Annotated in this window: 15 protein-coding genes; 10 read left to right on the forward strand and 5 right to left on the reverse strand. The window is 66.4% G+C overall.

Features of this window, described 5'->3' with window-relative positions; genetic code table 11:
* Window positions 1-324 precede the first annotated feature (324 nt).
* The gene (locus tag G5A46_RS10590) at window positions 325-1,497 is read left to right on the forward strand and encodes a PP2C family protein-serine/threonine phosphatase (protein WP_163849364.1); all 1,173 of its coding nucleotides are present in this window, start codon (window positions 325-327) and stop codon (window positions 1,495-1,497) included.
* Between the two features lie 242 nt (window positions 1,498-1,739).
* Here G5A46_RS10590 and metG read toward each other — a convergent pair whose 3' ends face one another.
* Together metG and G5A46_RS10600 are read right to left on the reverse strand one after the other, a co-directional pair.
* Window positions 1,740-3,458 carry a methionine--tRNA ligase gene (gene metG / locus G5A46_RS10595; RefSeq protein WP_163849365.1) on the reverse strand — a complete coding sequence of 573 codons (1,719 nt, stop codon included), beginning with the start codon at window positions 3,456-3,458 and terminating at the stop codon, window positions 1,740-1,742.
* A gap of 91 nt (window positions 3,459-3,549) precedes the next feature.
* Entirely contained in the window at window positions 3,550-4,776 is a 1,227-nt protein-coding gene (locus G5A46_RS10600) for an MFS transporter (RefSeq protein WP_163849980.1), read from the reverse strand.
* A 175-nt stretch (window positions 4,777-4,951) separates the two neighbouring features.
* Here G5A46_RS10600 and G5A46_RS10605 point away from each other — a divergent pair, with 175 nt between their 5' ends.
* Together G5A46_RS10605 and G5A46_RS10610 are read left to right on the forward strand one after the other, a co-directional pair.
* The gene (locus G5A46_RS10605; RefSeq protein WP_163849366.1) at window positions 4,952-5,998 is read left to right on the forward strand and encodes an aldo/keto reductase; all 1,047 of its coding nucleotides are present in this window, start codon (window positions 4,952-4,954) and stop codon (window positions 5,996-5,998) included.
* Between the two features lie 278 nt (window positions 5,999-6,276).
* Complete coding sequence (locus tag G5A46_RS10610) at window positions 6,277-7,752, forward strand: carnitine 3-dehydrogenase (protein ID WP_163849367.1); 1,476 nt, start codon at window positions 6,277-6,279, stop codon at window positions 7,750-7,752.
* A 189-nt stretch (window positions 7,753-7,941) separates the two neighbouring features.
* Here G5A46_RS10610 and G5A46_RS10615 read toward each other — a convergent pair whose 3' ends face one another.
* Window positions 7,942-8,853 carry a helix-turn-helix domain-containing protein gene (locus G5A46_RS10615; protein WP_163849368.1) on the reverse strand — a complete coding sequence of 304 codons (912 nt, stop codon included), beginning with the start codon at window positions 8,851-8,853 and terminating at the stop codon, window positions 7,942-7,944.
* A gap of 127 nt (window positions 8,854-8,980) precedes the next feature.
* Between G5A46_RS10615 and G5A46_RS10620 the strand changes: the two genes are divergently transcribed.
* Genes G5A46_RS10620 through G5A46_RS10630 form a run of 3 tightly spaced genes read left to right on the forward strand, consistent with a single transcriptional unit; the run spans window position 8,981 to window position 10,963 of the window.
* Entirely contained in the window at window positions 8,981-9,160 is a 180-nt protein-coding gene (locus G5A46_RS10620; RefSeq protein ID WP_338050029.1) for a DUF2061 domain-containing protein, read from the forward strand.
* Entirely contained in the window at window positions 9,157-10,062 is a 906-nt protein-coding gene (locus G5A46_RS10625) for a fatty acid desaturase (protein WP_163849370.1), read from the forward strand. Before G5A46_RS10620 ends, G5A46_RS10625 begins: the two co-directional genes overlap by 4 nt.
* Before the next feature lie 13 nt (window positions 10,063-10,075).
* Window positions 10,076-10,963: a DMT family transporter gene (locus G5A46_RS10630; protein ID WP_163849371.1), complete on the forward strand. Its 888-nt coding sequence runs from the start codon at window positions 10,076-10,078 to the stop codon at window positions 10,961-10,963.
* A 27-nt stretch (window positions 10,964-10,990) separates the two neighbouring features.
* On the opposite strand, the gene G5A46_RS10635 is transcribed toward G5A46_RS10630, so the two are convergent.
* Window positions 10,991-11,698, reverse strand: coding sequence for an NUDIX hydrolase (locus G5A46_RS10635; RefSeq protein WP_163849372.1), 708 nt, complete (start codon window positions 11,696-11,698; stop codon window positions 10,991-10,993).
* Between the two features lie 31 nt (window positions 11,699-11,729).
* Window positions 11,730-12,122 carry a DUF983 domain-containing protein gene (locus G5A46_RS10640; protein ID WP_239520752.1) on the reverse strand — a complete coding sequence of 131 codons (393 nt, stop codon included), beginning with the start codon at window positions 12,120-12,122 and terminating at the stop codon, window positions 11,730-11,732.
* 257 nt (window positions 12,123-12,379) lie between these two features.
* Between G5A46_RS10640 and G5A46_RS10645 the strand changes: the two genes are divergently transcribed.
* The 4 genes from G5A46_RS10645 to G5A46_RS10660 all read left to right on the forward strand — a co-directional run bounded on the left by G5A46_RS10645 (window position 12,380) and on the right by G5A46_RS10660 (window position 14,673).
* Window positions 12,380-12,943 (forward strand): CREC-EF hand family protein, encoded by a 564-nt coding sequence (locus G5A46_RS10645; protein ID WP_239520754.1) that lies wholly within the window; start codon window positions 12,380-12,382, stop codon window positions 12,941-12,943.
* A gap of 175 nt (window positions 12,944-13,118) precedes the next feature.
* Window positions 13,119-13,709: an RNA polymerase sigma factor gene (locus G5A46_RS10650; protein ID WP_163849374.1), complete on the forward strand. Its 591-nt coding sequence runs from the start codon at window positions 13,119-13,121 to the stop codon at window positions 13,707-13,709.
* Window positions 13,702-14,130: a dihydroorotate dehydrogenase gene (locus G5A46_RS19630; protein ID WP_204318726.1), complete on the forward strand. Its 429-nt coding sequence runs from the start codon at window positions 13,702-13,704 to the stop codon at window positions 14,128-14,130. Before G5A46_RS10650 ends, G5A46_RS19630 begins: the two co-directional genes overlap by 8 nt.
* A gap of 3 nt (window positions 14,131-14,133) precedes the next feature.
* Complete coding sequence (locus tag G5A46_RS10660; RefSeq protein ID WP_163849375.1) at window positions 14,134-14,673, forward strand: periplasmic heavy metal sensor; 540 nt, start codon at window positions 14,134-14,136, stop codon at window positions 14,671-14,673.
* Window positions 14,674-14,800 lie beyond the last annotated feature (127 nt).

Genomic DNA, 14,800 nt, shown 5'->3' on the forward strand with positions numbered 1-14,800 from the left:
CTGTTCCGTCGCACCTTGTGGGGCTGAGGGGGCTTTGTCCTCGATCCGGGGCAGGCGCATAGATGTCCTATCCTGATGCACAGGTGGGCCTGCGGATGGCACTGGCAGGGCTCCTTTGCGCCGTATCATCGCTCTGCAGGCGCGGGCTAGTGTCACTTAGACCACGAGCAGGGTCAGATCGGCGGCACATGAGGCATGGAAAAACGATGGAGTTTACGGGTTTTTCACGATCAACGGTCAGCAGGGTCCGTGTTTGGCAGCGGCCGCAGCGGTCTCTCATGCACCGCTGGGGGTCTGGCAGGCCTGGCGAATGTGGGGCAGCTCATGGCACCGCTTGACGTTGTCGTCGCCGGTGAACATCCCGGACGCCGGCATAGCCTTGGCCGGCTGATCGAGGGGCTGGGTTATCGCACGCTGTCGGCGGCAGACGGGGTTGAGGCACTGAAACTGTTGCGTCACAGCGGGGCGCAGATCGTGATCAGCGACTGCAAGCTGCCCCAGGTGGACGGGATCGGGCTGACCCGGGCGGTGCGGGAACTGGACCTGGATCACTACGTTCATATCATTCTGATGACCGGGCGCGATCAGGACGACACCCGGTCCGCCGCACTCGCGGCGGGGGCGGACGCATTCCTGCCGCGTGAGCGGGATTCTGCCGCGTTGAAGGCCCGTCTGCGGGCGGCCAGCCGGTTTATTCGGCACGCCGGCGACATGGCCGGGCATCAGCGCACCCTTCGGCAGGCGAATGAGCGTATCACCGCGGATCTGAAAAGCGCGGCGAACGCCCAGCGCCGCCTGCTTCCGGCCAGAAGCCAGAGGATGCTGGATACGCAGGTCGCCTCCGCCTTCGTGCCCTCGGCGGTGGTGTCGGGAGACATGTTCGGGTGTTTTGCGCTGGATGATCGAATGCTGGCCTTCTACGCGGTCGACGTCGCGGGACAGGGCATCCGGGCCGCGCTTCTGTCCGTGGCGATCGGGCATATGGTCACGCCGCATTATTTCGCCACGGCCGTGCTGAAAAATTCGGACGCGCCAGATCCGGCGGCTTTGGTCCGGCGGCTGAACACCCGATTCAGGATACCGGACAATGGCGAGTCTTTCGGCATGTTCTGCGGCGTTCTCGACAACCATAGCGGGCGGCTGTCCTATTGCCAGGCGGCCTATCCCTCACCCTACTACCTGACGCCAGAGGGGGCGGTGGAGCCGGTGGGGTATGGCGGGTATCCGGTCGGGATGTTCCCGGACGCGGATTTCGAGACCAGGGTGATCACCCTGCGGCCGGGCGGATCGCTGGTGGTCTGTTCCGACGCCGCGCCGGAGGCAGAGAATGCGCGGAAAATACCCTTTGGCAGCACCCGGTTGCAGAGGCTGATTCGCGAGGGCCGTGGCGGCGTCAGCGCCGACTTGCCCGACCGGATCGTGGGCGCGCTGTCGCAATGGCGCGGTAGCCCGGCGCTGGAGGATGACCTGTCGATCCTGGCGCTAAAATGGCGGTAGCACCCTGCCCGATGCGCGCAGGCGCGACGTGCCCCTCTTCGCGACGAGGGGCAGGGCTGAGGCATGGGGCAGAGGGGGGCAGGGGCCGGGATGTCGCTGCCCCCGGACCAGGGAGCAGCCGCCAGGCAAAAGGGGGGCAATACGGTGCGGCGATCACGCCAGGCCGGAGCGTCTGGCCCGGTGCCGGGGCGGTTGGCGCAAGGGGGCGCAGCGGCCGCCCCGACATGACCAGCCCCGGCGGTTCAGTCCCGCGTGCCCTGGAAGCGGGCAGCCCAGTCTTCGCATTCCTCGTCGGTGAGTTTGCGAAACAGGTTCTCCGGTACGGTGAAGGCATGGCCGGGAGCCAGCCGCGACAGGGCCAGGACAACGTCGTCCGGCCAGCCGGCACTGTCCAGCGCCAGAGATTTGCGCAGTTCGGCGGCCGCATCGGGAATGAAGGGTGCGGAGAGATCGGCATAGAAGGCAGCCAGGTTCAACGACATGCGCACGATGCCGGCGGCCTCCTCCGGGTCTTCCTTGAACACTGCCCAGGGTGCGGCGGATTGCAGGTACTCGTTGCCCGCCGCCCAGATCGCCCGCAATTCCTGTGCCGATTTGCGGACTTCCATCGCCTCCATATGGGCATCATAGCGGGCCAGCCGCTCGGTCAGCTCGGTGATCAACGCCTGTTCGCGCGGCCCGGTGGCGCCGCCTTCGGGCACGACCTCGCCAAAGCGGGAGCGGCAGAATTTCGTGACCCGCGAGACGAAATTGCCCAGCACATCGGCCAGATCCTTGTTCACCGAGGTCTGGAAATTCTCCCAGGTGAATTCCGCGTCGGAGCTTTCGGGCGCATGGCTCAGCAGCCACCAGCGCCAATAATCCGACGGCAGGATGTCCAGCGCCTGGTCCATGAAGATCCCGCGCCCGCGCGAGGTGGAGAACTGGCCGCCCTCGTAATTCAGGTAGTTGAACGACTTGATGTAATCGACCAGTTTCCAATCCTCGCCGGAGCCGAGGATCGTCGCCGGGAAGCTGAGGGTATGGAACGGCACGTTGTCCTTGCCCATGAACTGGGTGTAGCGCACGTCCTGCGCGCCCGCCCCGGTGCGCCACCAGCGTTCCCAATCTGCGGCCTTGGCGCCGGCGGCCTCCGCCCATTCGGCGGCGCAGGCGATGTATTCGACGGGGGCGTCGAACCAGACGTAGAAGACCTTGCCCTCCATGCCCGGCCAATCCGTATCGCCGCGTTTCACGGGGATGCCCCAGCTCAGGTCACGGGTGATCCCGCGATCCTGCAACCCGTCCCCGTCATTCAGCCATTTCTTCGCGATGGAGGTGGTGAGGATCGGCCAATCGTCCTTGCTGTCGATCCATGTTTCCAACTGGTCGCGCATCGCGCTCTGCTTGAGGTAGAGATGCTTTGTCTCGCGCATTTCCAGATCGGTGGATCCCGAAATCGTCGAATGGGGTTCGATCAGGTCAACGGGATCCAACTGCTTGGTGCAATTGTCGCATTGGTCGCCCCGGGCGCTGTCGAATCCGCAATTGGGGCAGGTCCCCTCGATGTAGCGGTCGGGCAGGAACCGGCCGTCGGCAATGGAATAGACCTGCTTCTCGCTGACCTCGTAGATCAGCCCGGCATCGGCCAGGCGCCCGGCCAAATGCTGGGTCAGCTGGTGGTTCTGCGGCGAGGAAGAGCGCCCGAAATGATCGAAGGACAAGCGGAAGCCCCGGGCCAGCTCGGCCTGGGTGTCATGCATCTCGGCGCAATATTCGGCCACCGGCTTGCCGGCCTTGGCCGCAGCGAGTTCGGCGGGCGTGCCGTGTTCGTCGGTGGCGCAGAGGAACAGGACCTCGTGGCCCCGTGCGCGCTGATACCGGGCGTAAAGATCCGCCGGCAGCTGGGAACCGACGAGATTACCCAGGTGCTTGATCCCGTTGATATAGGGAATGGCGGAGGTGATGAGATGCCGAGCCATGGTGCGCCCCCTGTATGTGTTGTTGTGCCCCCCTTACCCTTCTGTGCGCGCGGATGCCAGACGCTTCCGCCCTCCGGAGGGGCCGGCGCGCTCAGCGGCGTTCGCGTGCGCGGCGCAGCAGGCGTCCGATCACGAAGGTCGTGCGCGGGGCATAGACAAAACTGGTCCGGTCCTCGCGGGCGGGCGCCGGACGGGCGCGCATCCGGTGCAGGGAGTAGCCCAGCAGCGCCAGGTGACCGGCGGCCACCATTCCGAAGATCGCTCTCGGGCCAAGGGCCGACATCAGCAGGGAGGCGCCATAGGGCGCCGCGATCGCCCCCACTGCGTAGAAGAACAGCAGGGCGGCGGACAGTTCGGCGCGTTCCTCGCTGCGGGCGAAATCATGCGCATGCGCGGCGGCCACCGAATAGACCGGGAAGGTCGCAAGGCCAAAGAAGAACGCATTGATCAGCGTCCCCGCCGCGCCGCCGCCGGTCAGTGCTGAGGTGGCGCAGGTCAGGATCGACGCCGCCGACAGCCCGACTAGCACGTGCCGCCGGTCGAACCTGTCCGCCATCCAGCCGGCAGGGTATTGCGCCAGCGCTCCGCCCAGTACGAATAGTGCCAGGAACCCGGCGATCTGCCCGGCCTGGAGTCCGACTTCCTGGCCATAAAGCGGCCCGATCATCCGAAAGGTCGCCGCCGACAGGGCCGAGACGATGACCGCGAAACACGCCAGCGGCGAGGCGGCCAGCGCCAGGCCGGGCCGCAGGCGCGGGGCCTGCGTCAGGGCAGGGGCGGGCGCGCGCGACATGGCCAGCGGCAGCAGCGCGCAGCAGCACAGGATCGCGAGGATATTGTAGGAGATGTAGGAGGCCGGGGCCAGGACCCCGATCAGCAGTTGCGCCACCAGCGAGGCTCCCATGTCCACCCCCCGGTAGATCCCCGTGACCCGGCCCCGATCGGCATTGTCCAGCCGTGCCATCAGCCAGCCCTCGATCACCGTGTAGGCTCCGGCGACGCACAATCCCGTCGCCACCCGCATCAGCGCCCAGGCCCAGGGGTGGACCACCATCATGTGGCTGATCAGTCCGATCGCGCCCAATGCCGCAAAGGCGGAAAAGGCCCGCGCGTGGCCGACCCGACCCAACAGGCGCGGCGCGCCCCAGCAGCCCAGGAAGAAGCCCAGGAAATGCGCAGATCCCAGCATCCCGATCTCGGCCCGGGTGAACCCCAGGGCGATCCCCGACAGGGCATCCAGCGGTCCGACCCCGCCCGAGGACAGTTGCAGCAGGATGACCGACAGGAACAGGGCGGAAAAGCCGAGAAGCAGGCGCATGACGCATTTGTTGTCCCGCGCGCCGAGGAAGACCAGCCCGCATGCGCGATCCCGGCCCGATTTTCTCCGCAATCCGGCACCTGCACGGATGCGGGCGTTTCGGGGGGTGAACATATCCGGCGAATTCCTTACCTTGGCCGGAACGGAACTGGACCGACGCAAGGGGCGCCACACGATGAAGATGAATGAACTGGGCCGCTCCGGGATCGCGGTGACGGAGTATTGCCTGGGCTCCATGACCTGGGGCACCCAGACCCGCAGCGCCGAGGCGCATCGCCAGATCGATGCCGCCCTGGCCCATGGCATCAATTTCATCGACACGGCGGAAATGTACCCGGTCAACCCCGTCAAGGCAGAGACGATCGGCCGGACGGAACGCATCATCGGCCAGTGGGTGGAGCAAAATGCCGCCCGGCGCGGTGACGTGGTGATCGCGACGAAACATTCCGGTCAGGGGCTGGAGGCGGTGCGCGACGGGGCCCCGATCTCGGCCGCCACCATCGCGCCGACGCTGAACGGTTCGCTGCAACGGCTGAAGACGGATTACGTCGACCTTTATCAATTCCACTGGCCCAATCGCGGCTCCTACCATTTTCGGCAATATTGGGATTACGACCCCTCCGGCCAGGCTCCGGCAGAGGTGCTGGACAACATGGCCGAATGCCTGGAGGCGCTGGAACAGGCGCGCCGCGCCGGCAAGATCCGGGCCTTCGGCCTCTCCAACGACACGGCCTGGGGCGTGGCGCAATGGTTGCGCCTGGCCGAGGCGGGGGGCGGACCGCGTGTGGCCGCCATCCAGAACGAATATTCGCTGCTCTGCCGGTTGTTTGACACCGATCTGGCAGAGGCCTGCCTGAACGAGGACATCGGCCTGCTGTCCTATTCGCCGCTGGCGGCTGGTTTGCTGACCGGCAAGTACCAGGGCAACGCCCTGCCGCGCGGCAGCCGCATGACACTGGTCCCCGAGCTGGGAGGCCGCAAGACGCCGCGCGTGTTCCCGGCGGTGGACGATTACCTGGACGTCGCCTATCGCCATAACCTGGATCCGGTGCACATGGCGCTGGCCTGGGCGGCGCAGCGCCCGTTCATGGCCTCGGTCATCTTTGGCGCCACGACCTTCGATCAGCTGGAGCATATCCTGGCCGGCACCGACCTGGTCCTGCCCGACGACGTGCTGGCCGATCTGGACGGGGTGCATCGCGATCATCCGATGCCGTATTGATCCCCGGCTGAACGTGACCTGATCCCGGAACGTACCGCTGCCCCGGACCCTTGACCGGTACCAGTGGCCCGGCCATCCCGGATCATGACTTTCGGACCACATCCCCCGAATGATTGCCGTCGCGCCTGCCTTGACGCTTGCCAGCGGGCGGGTTCCGCGCTGTGCTGTGGGCGTTGCGCCTGGGGGGTGCCGATGTCGTTATGTGTGACAAGTAACCGGGGGATGTGCCCCGTGCCGGCCGTTTTCGCGCCGCGATGCCGTGGCAGGTGGCCAGGGCCATGACCTCGACCGCCGCGATCATCGGGGGGGGCGTGATCGGCGCGGGTTGGGCCGCGCGGTTCCTGCTGCATGGCTGGAACGTGCGGCTGTTCGATCCTGCGCCCGAGGTGCAGGCCCGCACCGCGCAGGTGATCGACCGCGCCCGCCTGGCGTTGCCCGGCCTTGGAGACGTGGCGCTGCCGGAGGCCGGGCAGCTCAGCTTTCACGGATTGATGTCGGAGGCGGTGGCCGGGGCGGACTGGGTCCAGGAAAGCGTCCCTGACCGGCTGGAACTGAAGCAGACGCTCTACCAGACGTTGCAGGATTACATGGAGCCGGGGGTCGTCCTGGGCTCCTCCACCCGAAGTTTCACCCCGACCGACCTTCAGGCCATGTCGAAACGTCCCGAACAGATCGTCGTGGCCCATCCGGTACAGCCGGTCTATCTGCTGCCGCTGGTGGAACTGGTCGGATCGGATCGCAACGGGGCGGCGGTGATGGCGCGCTGTGTCGACGTGTTGGAAGACATCGGGATGCGTCCGCTGCAATTGCGCGCCGAACAGCCTGCCCATGTCTCCGACCGGCTGGCGCAGGCGCTGTGGCGCGAGGCGCTGTGGCTGATCCGGGACGGGATCGCCACCACCCAGGAAGTCGACGCCGCGATCCGCCTGGGCCTGGGGCCGACCTGGGCCCAGAGCGGTCCGTTCGAAGCGGCGCGGATCGCAGGCGCCGGGGCGGATATGGCGCGGGCCATGCAGGCGATCGCGCCAGAGCTCAAGGCGCCCTGGTCCCGACTGACCGACGTGCCCGACATGGATGCTGCGTTGGCGCGCCGGATCGCCGAACAATCGGAGGATCCGCCCGGCGTCGCGGACCTGGCCATGCTGGAGGACGCGCGGGATGCCAGCCTGGTCGCAATTCTGCGCGCCCTGCGGGGACGGAACCAGGGCGCCGGGGCGGTTCTTGCACGGGGTGACGCGCGCCGCCGGGCGGAGGCCGGCCTGGCCTCGACCTATGCCGAGATCACAAGCCCCGAACAGCCGGTGCCCACGGTGGCGCGGGCGGTGCCGCTGGACTGGCTGGATTACAACGGCCACATGACCGAGGCGCGCTACCTGGAGGTTTTTGCCACCGCGACCGATCAATTGATGGATCTGGTGGGCTGCGATGCGGATTATGTGGCCTCTGGAAAGAGTTTCTTTACGGTTGAGACCCATATTCGCCATATCGACGAGGTGCGTGCCGGGGCGCATCTGGCGGTGACCACCCGCGTGCTGGCCGGTGCGGGAAAACGGATGCATCTGTGGCATGAACTGCGGTCCGGCGATCGGCTGTTGGCGACCGGGGAGCATATGTTGCTGCATGTCGACCTTGAGACGCGGCGCAGCTGCGAATTGACACCTGTCCTGGCGGAACGCCTGTCCCGTCTGGCGGAGGCGCAGGCGACTTTGCCACCGCCAGAAGGCGCCGGGCGCCATATCGGACAGGGGTTCTGAGGACAGCCGCACGGAGCCGGGTCTGGCGCCTTGCAATGGCTGGTCGTCTGGATGGGGCCAAGTCCCTTGACGGTGGCGGCGCCATGATTGTGACAGGCGCTTCGACTTGGCGGGCGCTTTGAAGGGGCACCCGCTTTGAGATGCGAACCGCGTCGGAGGGCGCTTCGGCTCTGGCGTCGGTTGGGGTGATCAGGGCATCGGCCCCAGCGGTCCGGGCGTATCGGAAGGGGGCGTCACGCTTCCGTCGATCTCGGCCTGGAGGGCACGCAGGAAATCCGGCATCTGGCGCGCGGTGACGCTGGCCTGACGCAGCAACTCGTCGAAATGCCGGGTCAGGGCGGTGACCCGTTCGTTGTCGCGAAAGGCCAGATAGTGCCGCCCGGCATAAAGCACCGCAAGGCGCGGCCCGAACAAGGTGACCGGAGCAGAGAAAATGCGCCGCGAATCGAACAGGTACAGCCTGAGCCTTGGATACAGGGTTTCGGTGAGGGCGATGAACCGGGTCAGCTGCTCTTTGCGGACCTCGTCGGACAGGCCCCGGTAATAGCCTTCTGCCCGGGCGAAGCTCTGCATCTCATGCAGCGGCAAGGCGATCTCGTAATCGGAGGAGGACGCCCGCATCCAGCTGAGCCGATCCTGCGACGCCCCGATCGCCTGCGCCGTGGTCCGCGCCAGATGCGGCGCATATTCCCATTCCAGCAGGCCCTGTGTCTTCATCATGTCCGGCAGGGAAGCCGGAACATGGCGGATCTTGAACCCCGCCGTCTCCACGTGCCAGGCAAAGATCTGTTCGTCCACCAACGCCCGCGGCGCGGCCGTCAGTTCTGTCGCGTGGGCCAGCATGTCGGCGGCGGTCTCGGGCCGGTCCGACAGCGACAGCAACCAATCCGCCGACACCCCCAGGGCCGCAGCGCATTCGCCCACCACCTGTGCATTGGGCAATCGCGCGCCGCTGCCTCCGATCAGCTGCGAGATGGTGGAACGATCCACCCCGATCCGACGGGCCAGCCCGCTTTGGGTCTGGCCTGCGCTGGCCATCGCCTGACTCAGGCGGGTGCGGAACTGTTGCGCGCGGTCACGCTTGTCGACAAAATCTGGCATATTCTGGAAAATATCACCAAACGACGGATTTGTTAACCGCTCTCCGAATGTTTCACCCGGCCATGCCGCCGTACCCTCGCCAAAATCGCAAAGATGAAGGGGTGACATGGAAACGCGGCGCAGAACGATGGTAAAGGCAGGCCTCTGGACCCTGTTGGGATTGGTGGTGATGGTGGCGGTCGGCTGGATCTTCACCGGGTCGGTAGCCACCGGCGGCAGCATGGCGGTGATCAACGCTGCCAGCGGCATGGTCTGCTATGTCATCTACGAACGGGTCTGGGCGCGCATCTCCTGGGGTCTCGCGTGAGGCGGGTGGCGCCCGCCGTCGAATGGCCGACGCTGGGGCTGATCGTGATCTGCTATGCGGGTTGGGCATTGGCGACGGTGGTGTTGCCGCTGCTCTGGCTGCCCCTGGCGGTGACGGGCGTGGCGGTGACGGCGGCGCTGCATTCCTCCCTCAGTCACGAGGTGATCCACGGCCACCCGACCCGCTGGCCCTGGCTGAACGCGGCGCTGGTCTTCCCGGCGCTCAGCCTGATCGTGCCCTATTGCCGGTTTCGCGACACCCACCTGGCGCATCACCGCGACGAGGTGCTGACCGACCCCTATGACGATCCCGAAAGCAATTTTCACGATCCCGCCCTATGGGCGCGGATGCCGCGCGCGATGAGGGCGCTGCTGGTGGTCAACAACACCCTGGCCGGGCGGATGGTCCTGGGACCGGTGATCGGCACGCTCAGTTTTGCCGCACTGGAAATTCGCGCCCACCGCGCCGGGGATCGCCGGGTGCTGACAGGATGGCTATGCCACCTGGCCGGGCTGGTGCCGGTGGTCTGGTGGTTGACGCAGGTGGCGACGATCCCGGCCGGGGCGTTGCTACTGGGCAGCTACCTGGCCCATTCGATCCTGAAAATCCGCACGTTCCTGGAACATCGCGCCCACGAACGCGCCCGCGGCCGCACCGTCATCATCGAGGATCGCGGCCCGCTGGCCCTGCTGTTCCTGAACAACAACCTGCACGTCGTCCACCACATGCATCCGCGCCGGCCCTGGTATGAATTGCCGGCGCTTTATCGTCAGCACCGGGCGAAATACCTGGCCCGCAATGACGGCTATGTCTATCGCTCCTATGCCGAGGTTTTCACCCGATATTTCGGCCGCACCAAGGACCCCGTGCCGCATCCGCTCTGGTCTCCGGGGGCGGAGTAGGGCAGGGAGGGCCATGCCCGCCTGGATCGCCTTTACGCTGGCGGCGGTCGTGTTCCAGACCGCGCGCTTCATGTTGCAGAAAACCCTGGCCCGTGCCGCGCTCAGCGCCGCGGGCGCGACCTTTGCACGGTTCGTTTTCTCCGCGCCGTTGGTCTGGGTCGCGCTTTGGGCGTTGGCCCCGGGGCTGCCGCAGTTGGGGCCCGAATTCTGGATCTACGCGATGGCGGGCGGCGCGGCGCAGATCCTGGCCACGGTTCTGGTGGTATTGCTGTTCAAAAGCAGGAACTTCGCCGTCGGCGTCACGCTGAAGAAGACCGAGGTCCTGATGGCCGTTCTGGTCGGCCTTCTGGTCCTGGGAGAAGGGGTCAGCCCCTCTGCGCTGACCGCGATCCTGCTGGGGCTGGGTGGCGTCTTGCTGCTGGCCGATCCGCCGCAGTTGAACAATGGCTGGCGCGGCTGGACCCGCAACCGCGCGGCGGTCTATGGCATCGGATCGGGGGTGCTTTTCGCGATATCGGGGGTCACCTATCGTGGTGCCAGCCTGTTGGTGACGGGAGAGGGGTGGTACCGGGCATTGGTCACGCTGACGGCGGTGGTGACGGTGCAGATGATCACCATGATCCTGTGGCTGGCACTGCGCGAACCGGGCCAGATCACCCGCGTTTTCCGGGCCTGGCGCATCGCGGGGTGGGTCGGCCTGGCGTCCCTGGCGGGCAGCTTCTGCTGGTTCAGCGCCTTCACATTGCAGAATGCGGCCTATGTCAATGCCGTGGGCCAGGCCGAAGTGGTGCTGAGCCTGCTGGCCGGGGCGCTGTTCTTTCGCGAGCGGATCACTCGGCGCGAGGGCACCGGTATCGCCCTGATCACCGTCAGCGTCCTGGTCCTGATCGTCGTGGCGTGACGGCCGGCGCGGCCTGGCCCGTGGGCGTCAATCCATCCGCGCCTGGCGGTCTATCTGCCCGGCCAGACGCCGGAATTCGCGATTTTCGTCGTCATTGGAGAAGAACGGAACGCCTTCGGGCGGCGTTGGATCGCTGACACGCTGCGCGACCTCCGCCAGCACGACTTCGGTGATGAAGGGCAGGTCGAAGCTGCGCGCCTCTGCCAACGGGATCCATTGCAGGGCCGACAATTCATCGCAAGCGGCGTCGAAATCATCGAGATCGGTGGCGACTGCATCGGCATCGATCAGGAAGAACCGGGCGTCGAACCGCCGGGGCCGCCCCGGCGGGGTTATCGCCCGAAACACGAACCGCAGGGCCGAGGCGTCAGGCACGAAGCCGCGCGCGGCAAAGGTCTGCCAATCGGCAGGCGGCGGGTTGTCCCAACTGCCGGGGCGGCCCAGGATCAGGCCGGTCTCTTCCCACAATTCGCGGATCGCGGCGGCGCCCAGGGCGTGCACAAGGCCAGGCTGGTCTGTGCCCTCGCTCAGCCGGGTATGGCAGGGTTGCGGAATCGGCGCGGCCAGAGGGATGTCGATATCGCCCCGGTCGACGGCGCCGCCCGGAAAGACGAACTTGTTCGGCATGAACACCGCTTTGGCCCCGCGCTGCCCCATCAACACCTGCGGTGCCGTCTCCCGGTCGCGCAGCACGATCACCGTTGCCGCGTTCCGGATCGCCGTCTTGTCAGTCATTCCGCTTTCCCTGCCGCGCGGCGGGAAAACATCACCCGGAGCGCCCAAATCCGTGCATCAGCCGCGCCCATTGGAATGCGACCAGTGCCCCTTTCAATCTGGGAAGAAGGTATAGGGACAACCCGACGGTTCCAATAGCAAAAGCGGTGAACAACAGCATCGGGTCGGGTTGCCAGATGGTGAACACGGTCAACAGCGCCGGGGCCATCAGGTGCCCGACGATCAGGATCGTCAGGTAGGCGGGGCCGTCGTCGGCACGGTGATGGTGCAGCTCTTCGTGGCAGACCGGGCAGGCGTCGCGCACCTTCAGATAGTCTTTCATCAGGGGGCCTGAGCCACAATTCGGGCATTTCCGGCGCCATCCCTTGATCAGGGCGGCCTTCAGATCCCGCTCGGCGGGTTGGTCTGTCTGCGTCAATGTCATGCTCATGCTTCTATACGGATCCGGGGGTTGAGGGGCGAAAACGTCGGGTCGCCGCCAATCTGGGCTGGAAATCGGGCGGTATAAAGGTGGCGAAACGTCCTTGCGTCCCGATGTCGCGCGCGGACCGCCCGAAGTCCGGACTTTTTTTCGGAGGGTCTGCAATTTTCTGCGACGGAAGCGCCGGGCCGGGCCGTTTGAGTTTGCAGATGACGGGCAGAACACTCCTCGCATCGAGAACCTGAAACGGAGTATCAACGATGAAACGCATCATTTTTCTCGGCACCCTGACCGCGATGGCCCTGACCGGCGCAGCCGGCGCGATGGCCCACCCCCGCGGCGGCGACCGCATGGGCCCCGAGGCCCGGTTTGAACAGATGGACACCAATGGCGACGGCAAGGTCACCCAGGACGAAATCCGCGCCCGCGCCGCCGACCGCTTTGCCAAGGCCGATGCCGATGGCGATGGCTTCCTGTCGGCCGATGAAATGGTTGCCGGCATGAAGGCCCGCGAAGAAGAGCGCGCGAAGGCCCGCGAAGCGGCCAAGGCGGAGCGCATGGACAAGATGGCCAGTCGCATGATCGCGCGCCTGGATGCCGATGACGATGGCAAGGTCTCCGCCGCCGAATTGGAAGCCGGGCCGGACCGCACCACCCGCATGTTCGAGCGGTTGGACAAGGACAAGGACGGCGCCATCTCGGCCGAGGAAATGGCCGATGCGGGCAAGAAAGGCGAACGTCGGATGAAGCGCGATGACCATCGTGGCGGCGAACATCGTCACGAGCACAAGCGCCAGCATCAGCATGGTGACAACGAAGGCTGACCGCGCAGCGTGGCGGGCCCGCTGTCCGCCACGCCCGTCTTCGCACCCGACGGGTGCGGGGCGATGCCCGCACCCTGTGCCACCTTTGCCCCCCCCCTCTCACGTGTGTCGGGGCAAATAGGCCCGGCGCCGGGTGCATTGCCTGCCCCGACAGAAGGCGTTACGCCGGTACCGCATGGACGATATGGCTTTTGATGACCCCAGATCCGCCCCGGACGAGGCCCTGCTTGTGCTCTATGCCAACGGGGATCCCGCCGCGGCACGTCAATTGACGGAACGGTTGGTGCCGCGCGTTTTCGGACACGCCTTCCGCCTGCTGGGCGATCGCGCGGAGGCCGAGGATATCGCACAGGAGGCGATGCTGCGCCTCTGGCGGGTTGCGCCGGACTGGCGCCAGGGCGAGGCAAAGGTCACAACCTGGCTCTACCGGGTGACGGCCAATCTGTGCACCGACCGCCTGCGCCGACGGCGTGGCACTGCCGATATCGACGCGGTGCCCGAACCGGCGGATGAAACACCCGGCGTGGCGTCCCGTATGCAGGAGGCCAGCCGGAACGCGGCCTTGAACGCTGCCCTGGCCGAATTGCCCGACCGGCAACGCCAGGCGGTGGTCCTGCGCCATATCGACGGGCTGGGCAATCCCGAGATTGCCGAGATCATGAAGATCAGCACCGAAGCCGTGGAAAGCCTGACCGCACGGGGGAAACGCGCCCTGGCTGCGCTGTTGGCCGGACGGCGCGAAGAATTGGGGTATTACGATGACTGAGCGCAAGGATTCGAGGGGCACGGTGCCCCTGTTGCCGGAAGCAGAACTGGACGACCTCTTTGCGAGCGTCCGCACCGCTCCGCCAGAACCAGAAGATGCGCTGTTCGCGCGCATCCTTGCCGATGCGGAGACGGAACAGCAGACCCGCAAAGACATTGCGGCCGACAGCGCCGCTGCACGCCTGGCGGCGACCCGGCGTGGCTACGCCCGAAGTGGTTGGTTTGCGCTGTTTGGCGGCATCGGCGGGCGGCGGGGACTGGCCGGGCTGGCAGCGGCCACAGTGGCCGGGGTTTGGATCGGAGCCAACCCGCCCCTCGCGCTGGAAAGCGAGATGGCCCGTTACCTGGGGCAGGAGAGCACCGAGGATCTGTACCTCGTCGATCCTCTGACCCCGTTCGAAATTGCCCAGGTGGAAGGATGACCCATGGCTTCTGACGACAAATCGCCCCGCGACGGGTCGCGTTTCGGTCGGGGACCGGCGTTGACCAAAGGACTGCTATTTCTGTCACTCGCGCTGAACCTGCTGGTGGCAGGGCTGGTCGCCGGTGCCCTGTTGAAGGGAGAGCCGAAGAAGAATGCGCGGCATCACGACCGCTCCGGCGGTCCGCTGACCCTGGCGCTGGACGGCGAGGAACGGCGTGCCATCGGTCGGGAGATCGGCCGCCAGACACGCCCGGACCGCCCTAGCATGGATGAGGTGCGCGCGGAGTACGACGCGGTTCTTCAGGCCCTGCGAGCCACCCCCTACCGCCCGGATGCGGTGCGCCAATCGCTTGAAAACCAGACAGACTTCGTGGTGCGACGGCAGCAGGCGGCCACCGCCGCGCTGTTGAACCATATCGACGCGATGACGGAGGCTGAGCGCATGGCCTATGCCCAGCGCCTCGAAGAGGGGCTGCGCCGGTTCGAAGAACGACTTGATCGAAAGATGAACCGCAAGCCCGAGGCCGCAGCCACGGAGTGATCCCCGCAAGGAACCAGTTTCGCCACTGCGCGACAAGGGCCTGCTTCGAAATTGGCGTAGCCCGTGCAGCTCTGCGATCCCGTCGGCAGCGGGACTGGCGCGCTGGTGACCTTCGTGCTCCGGCTGC

The organism is Pseudooceanicola aestuarii, assembly GCF_010614805.1.
GTDB classification, from domain to species: Bacteria; Pseudomonadota; Alphaproteobacteria; order Rhodobacterales; family Rhodobacteraceae; genus Pseudooceanicola; species Pseudooceanicola aestuarii.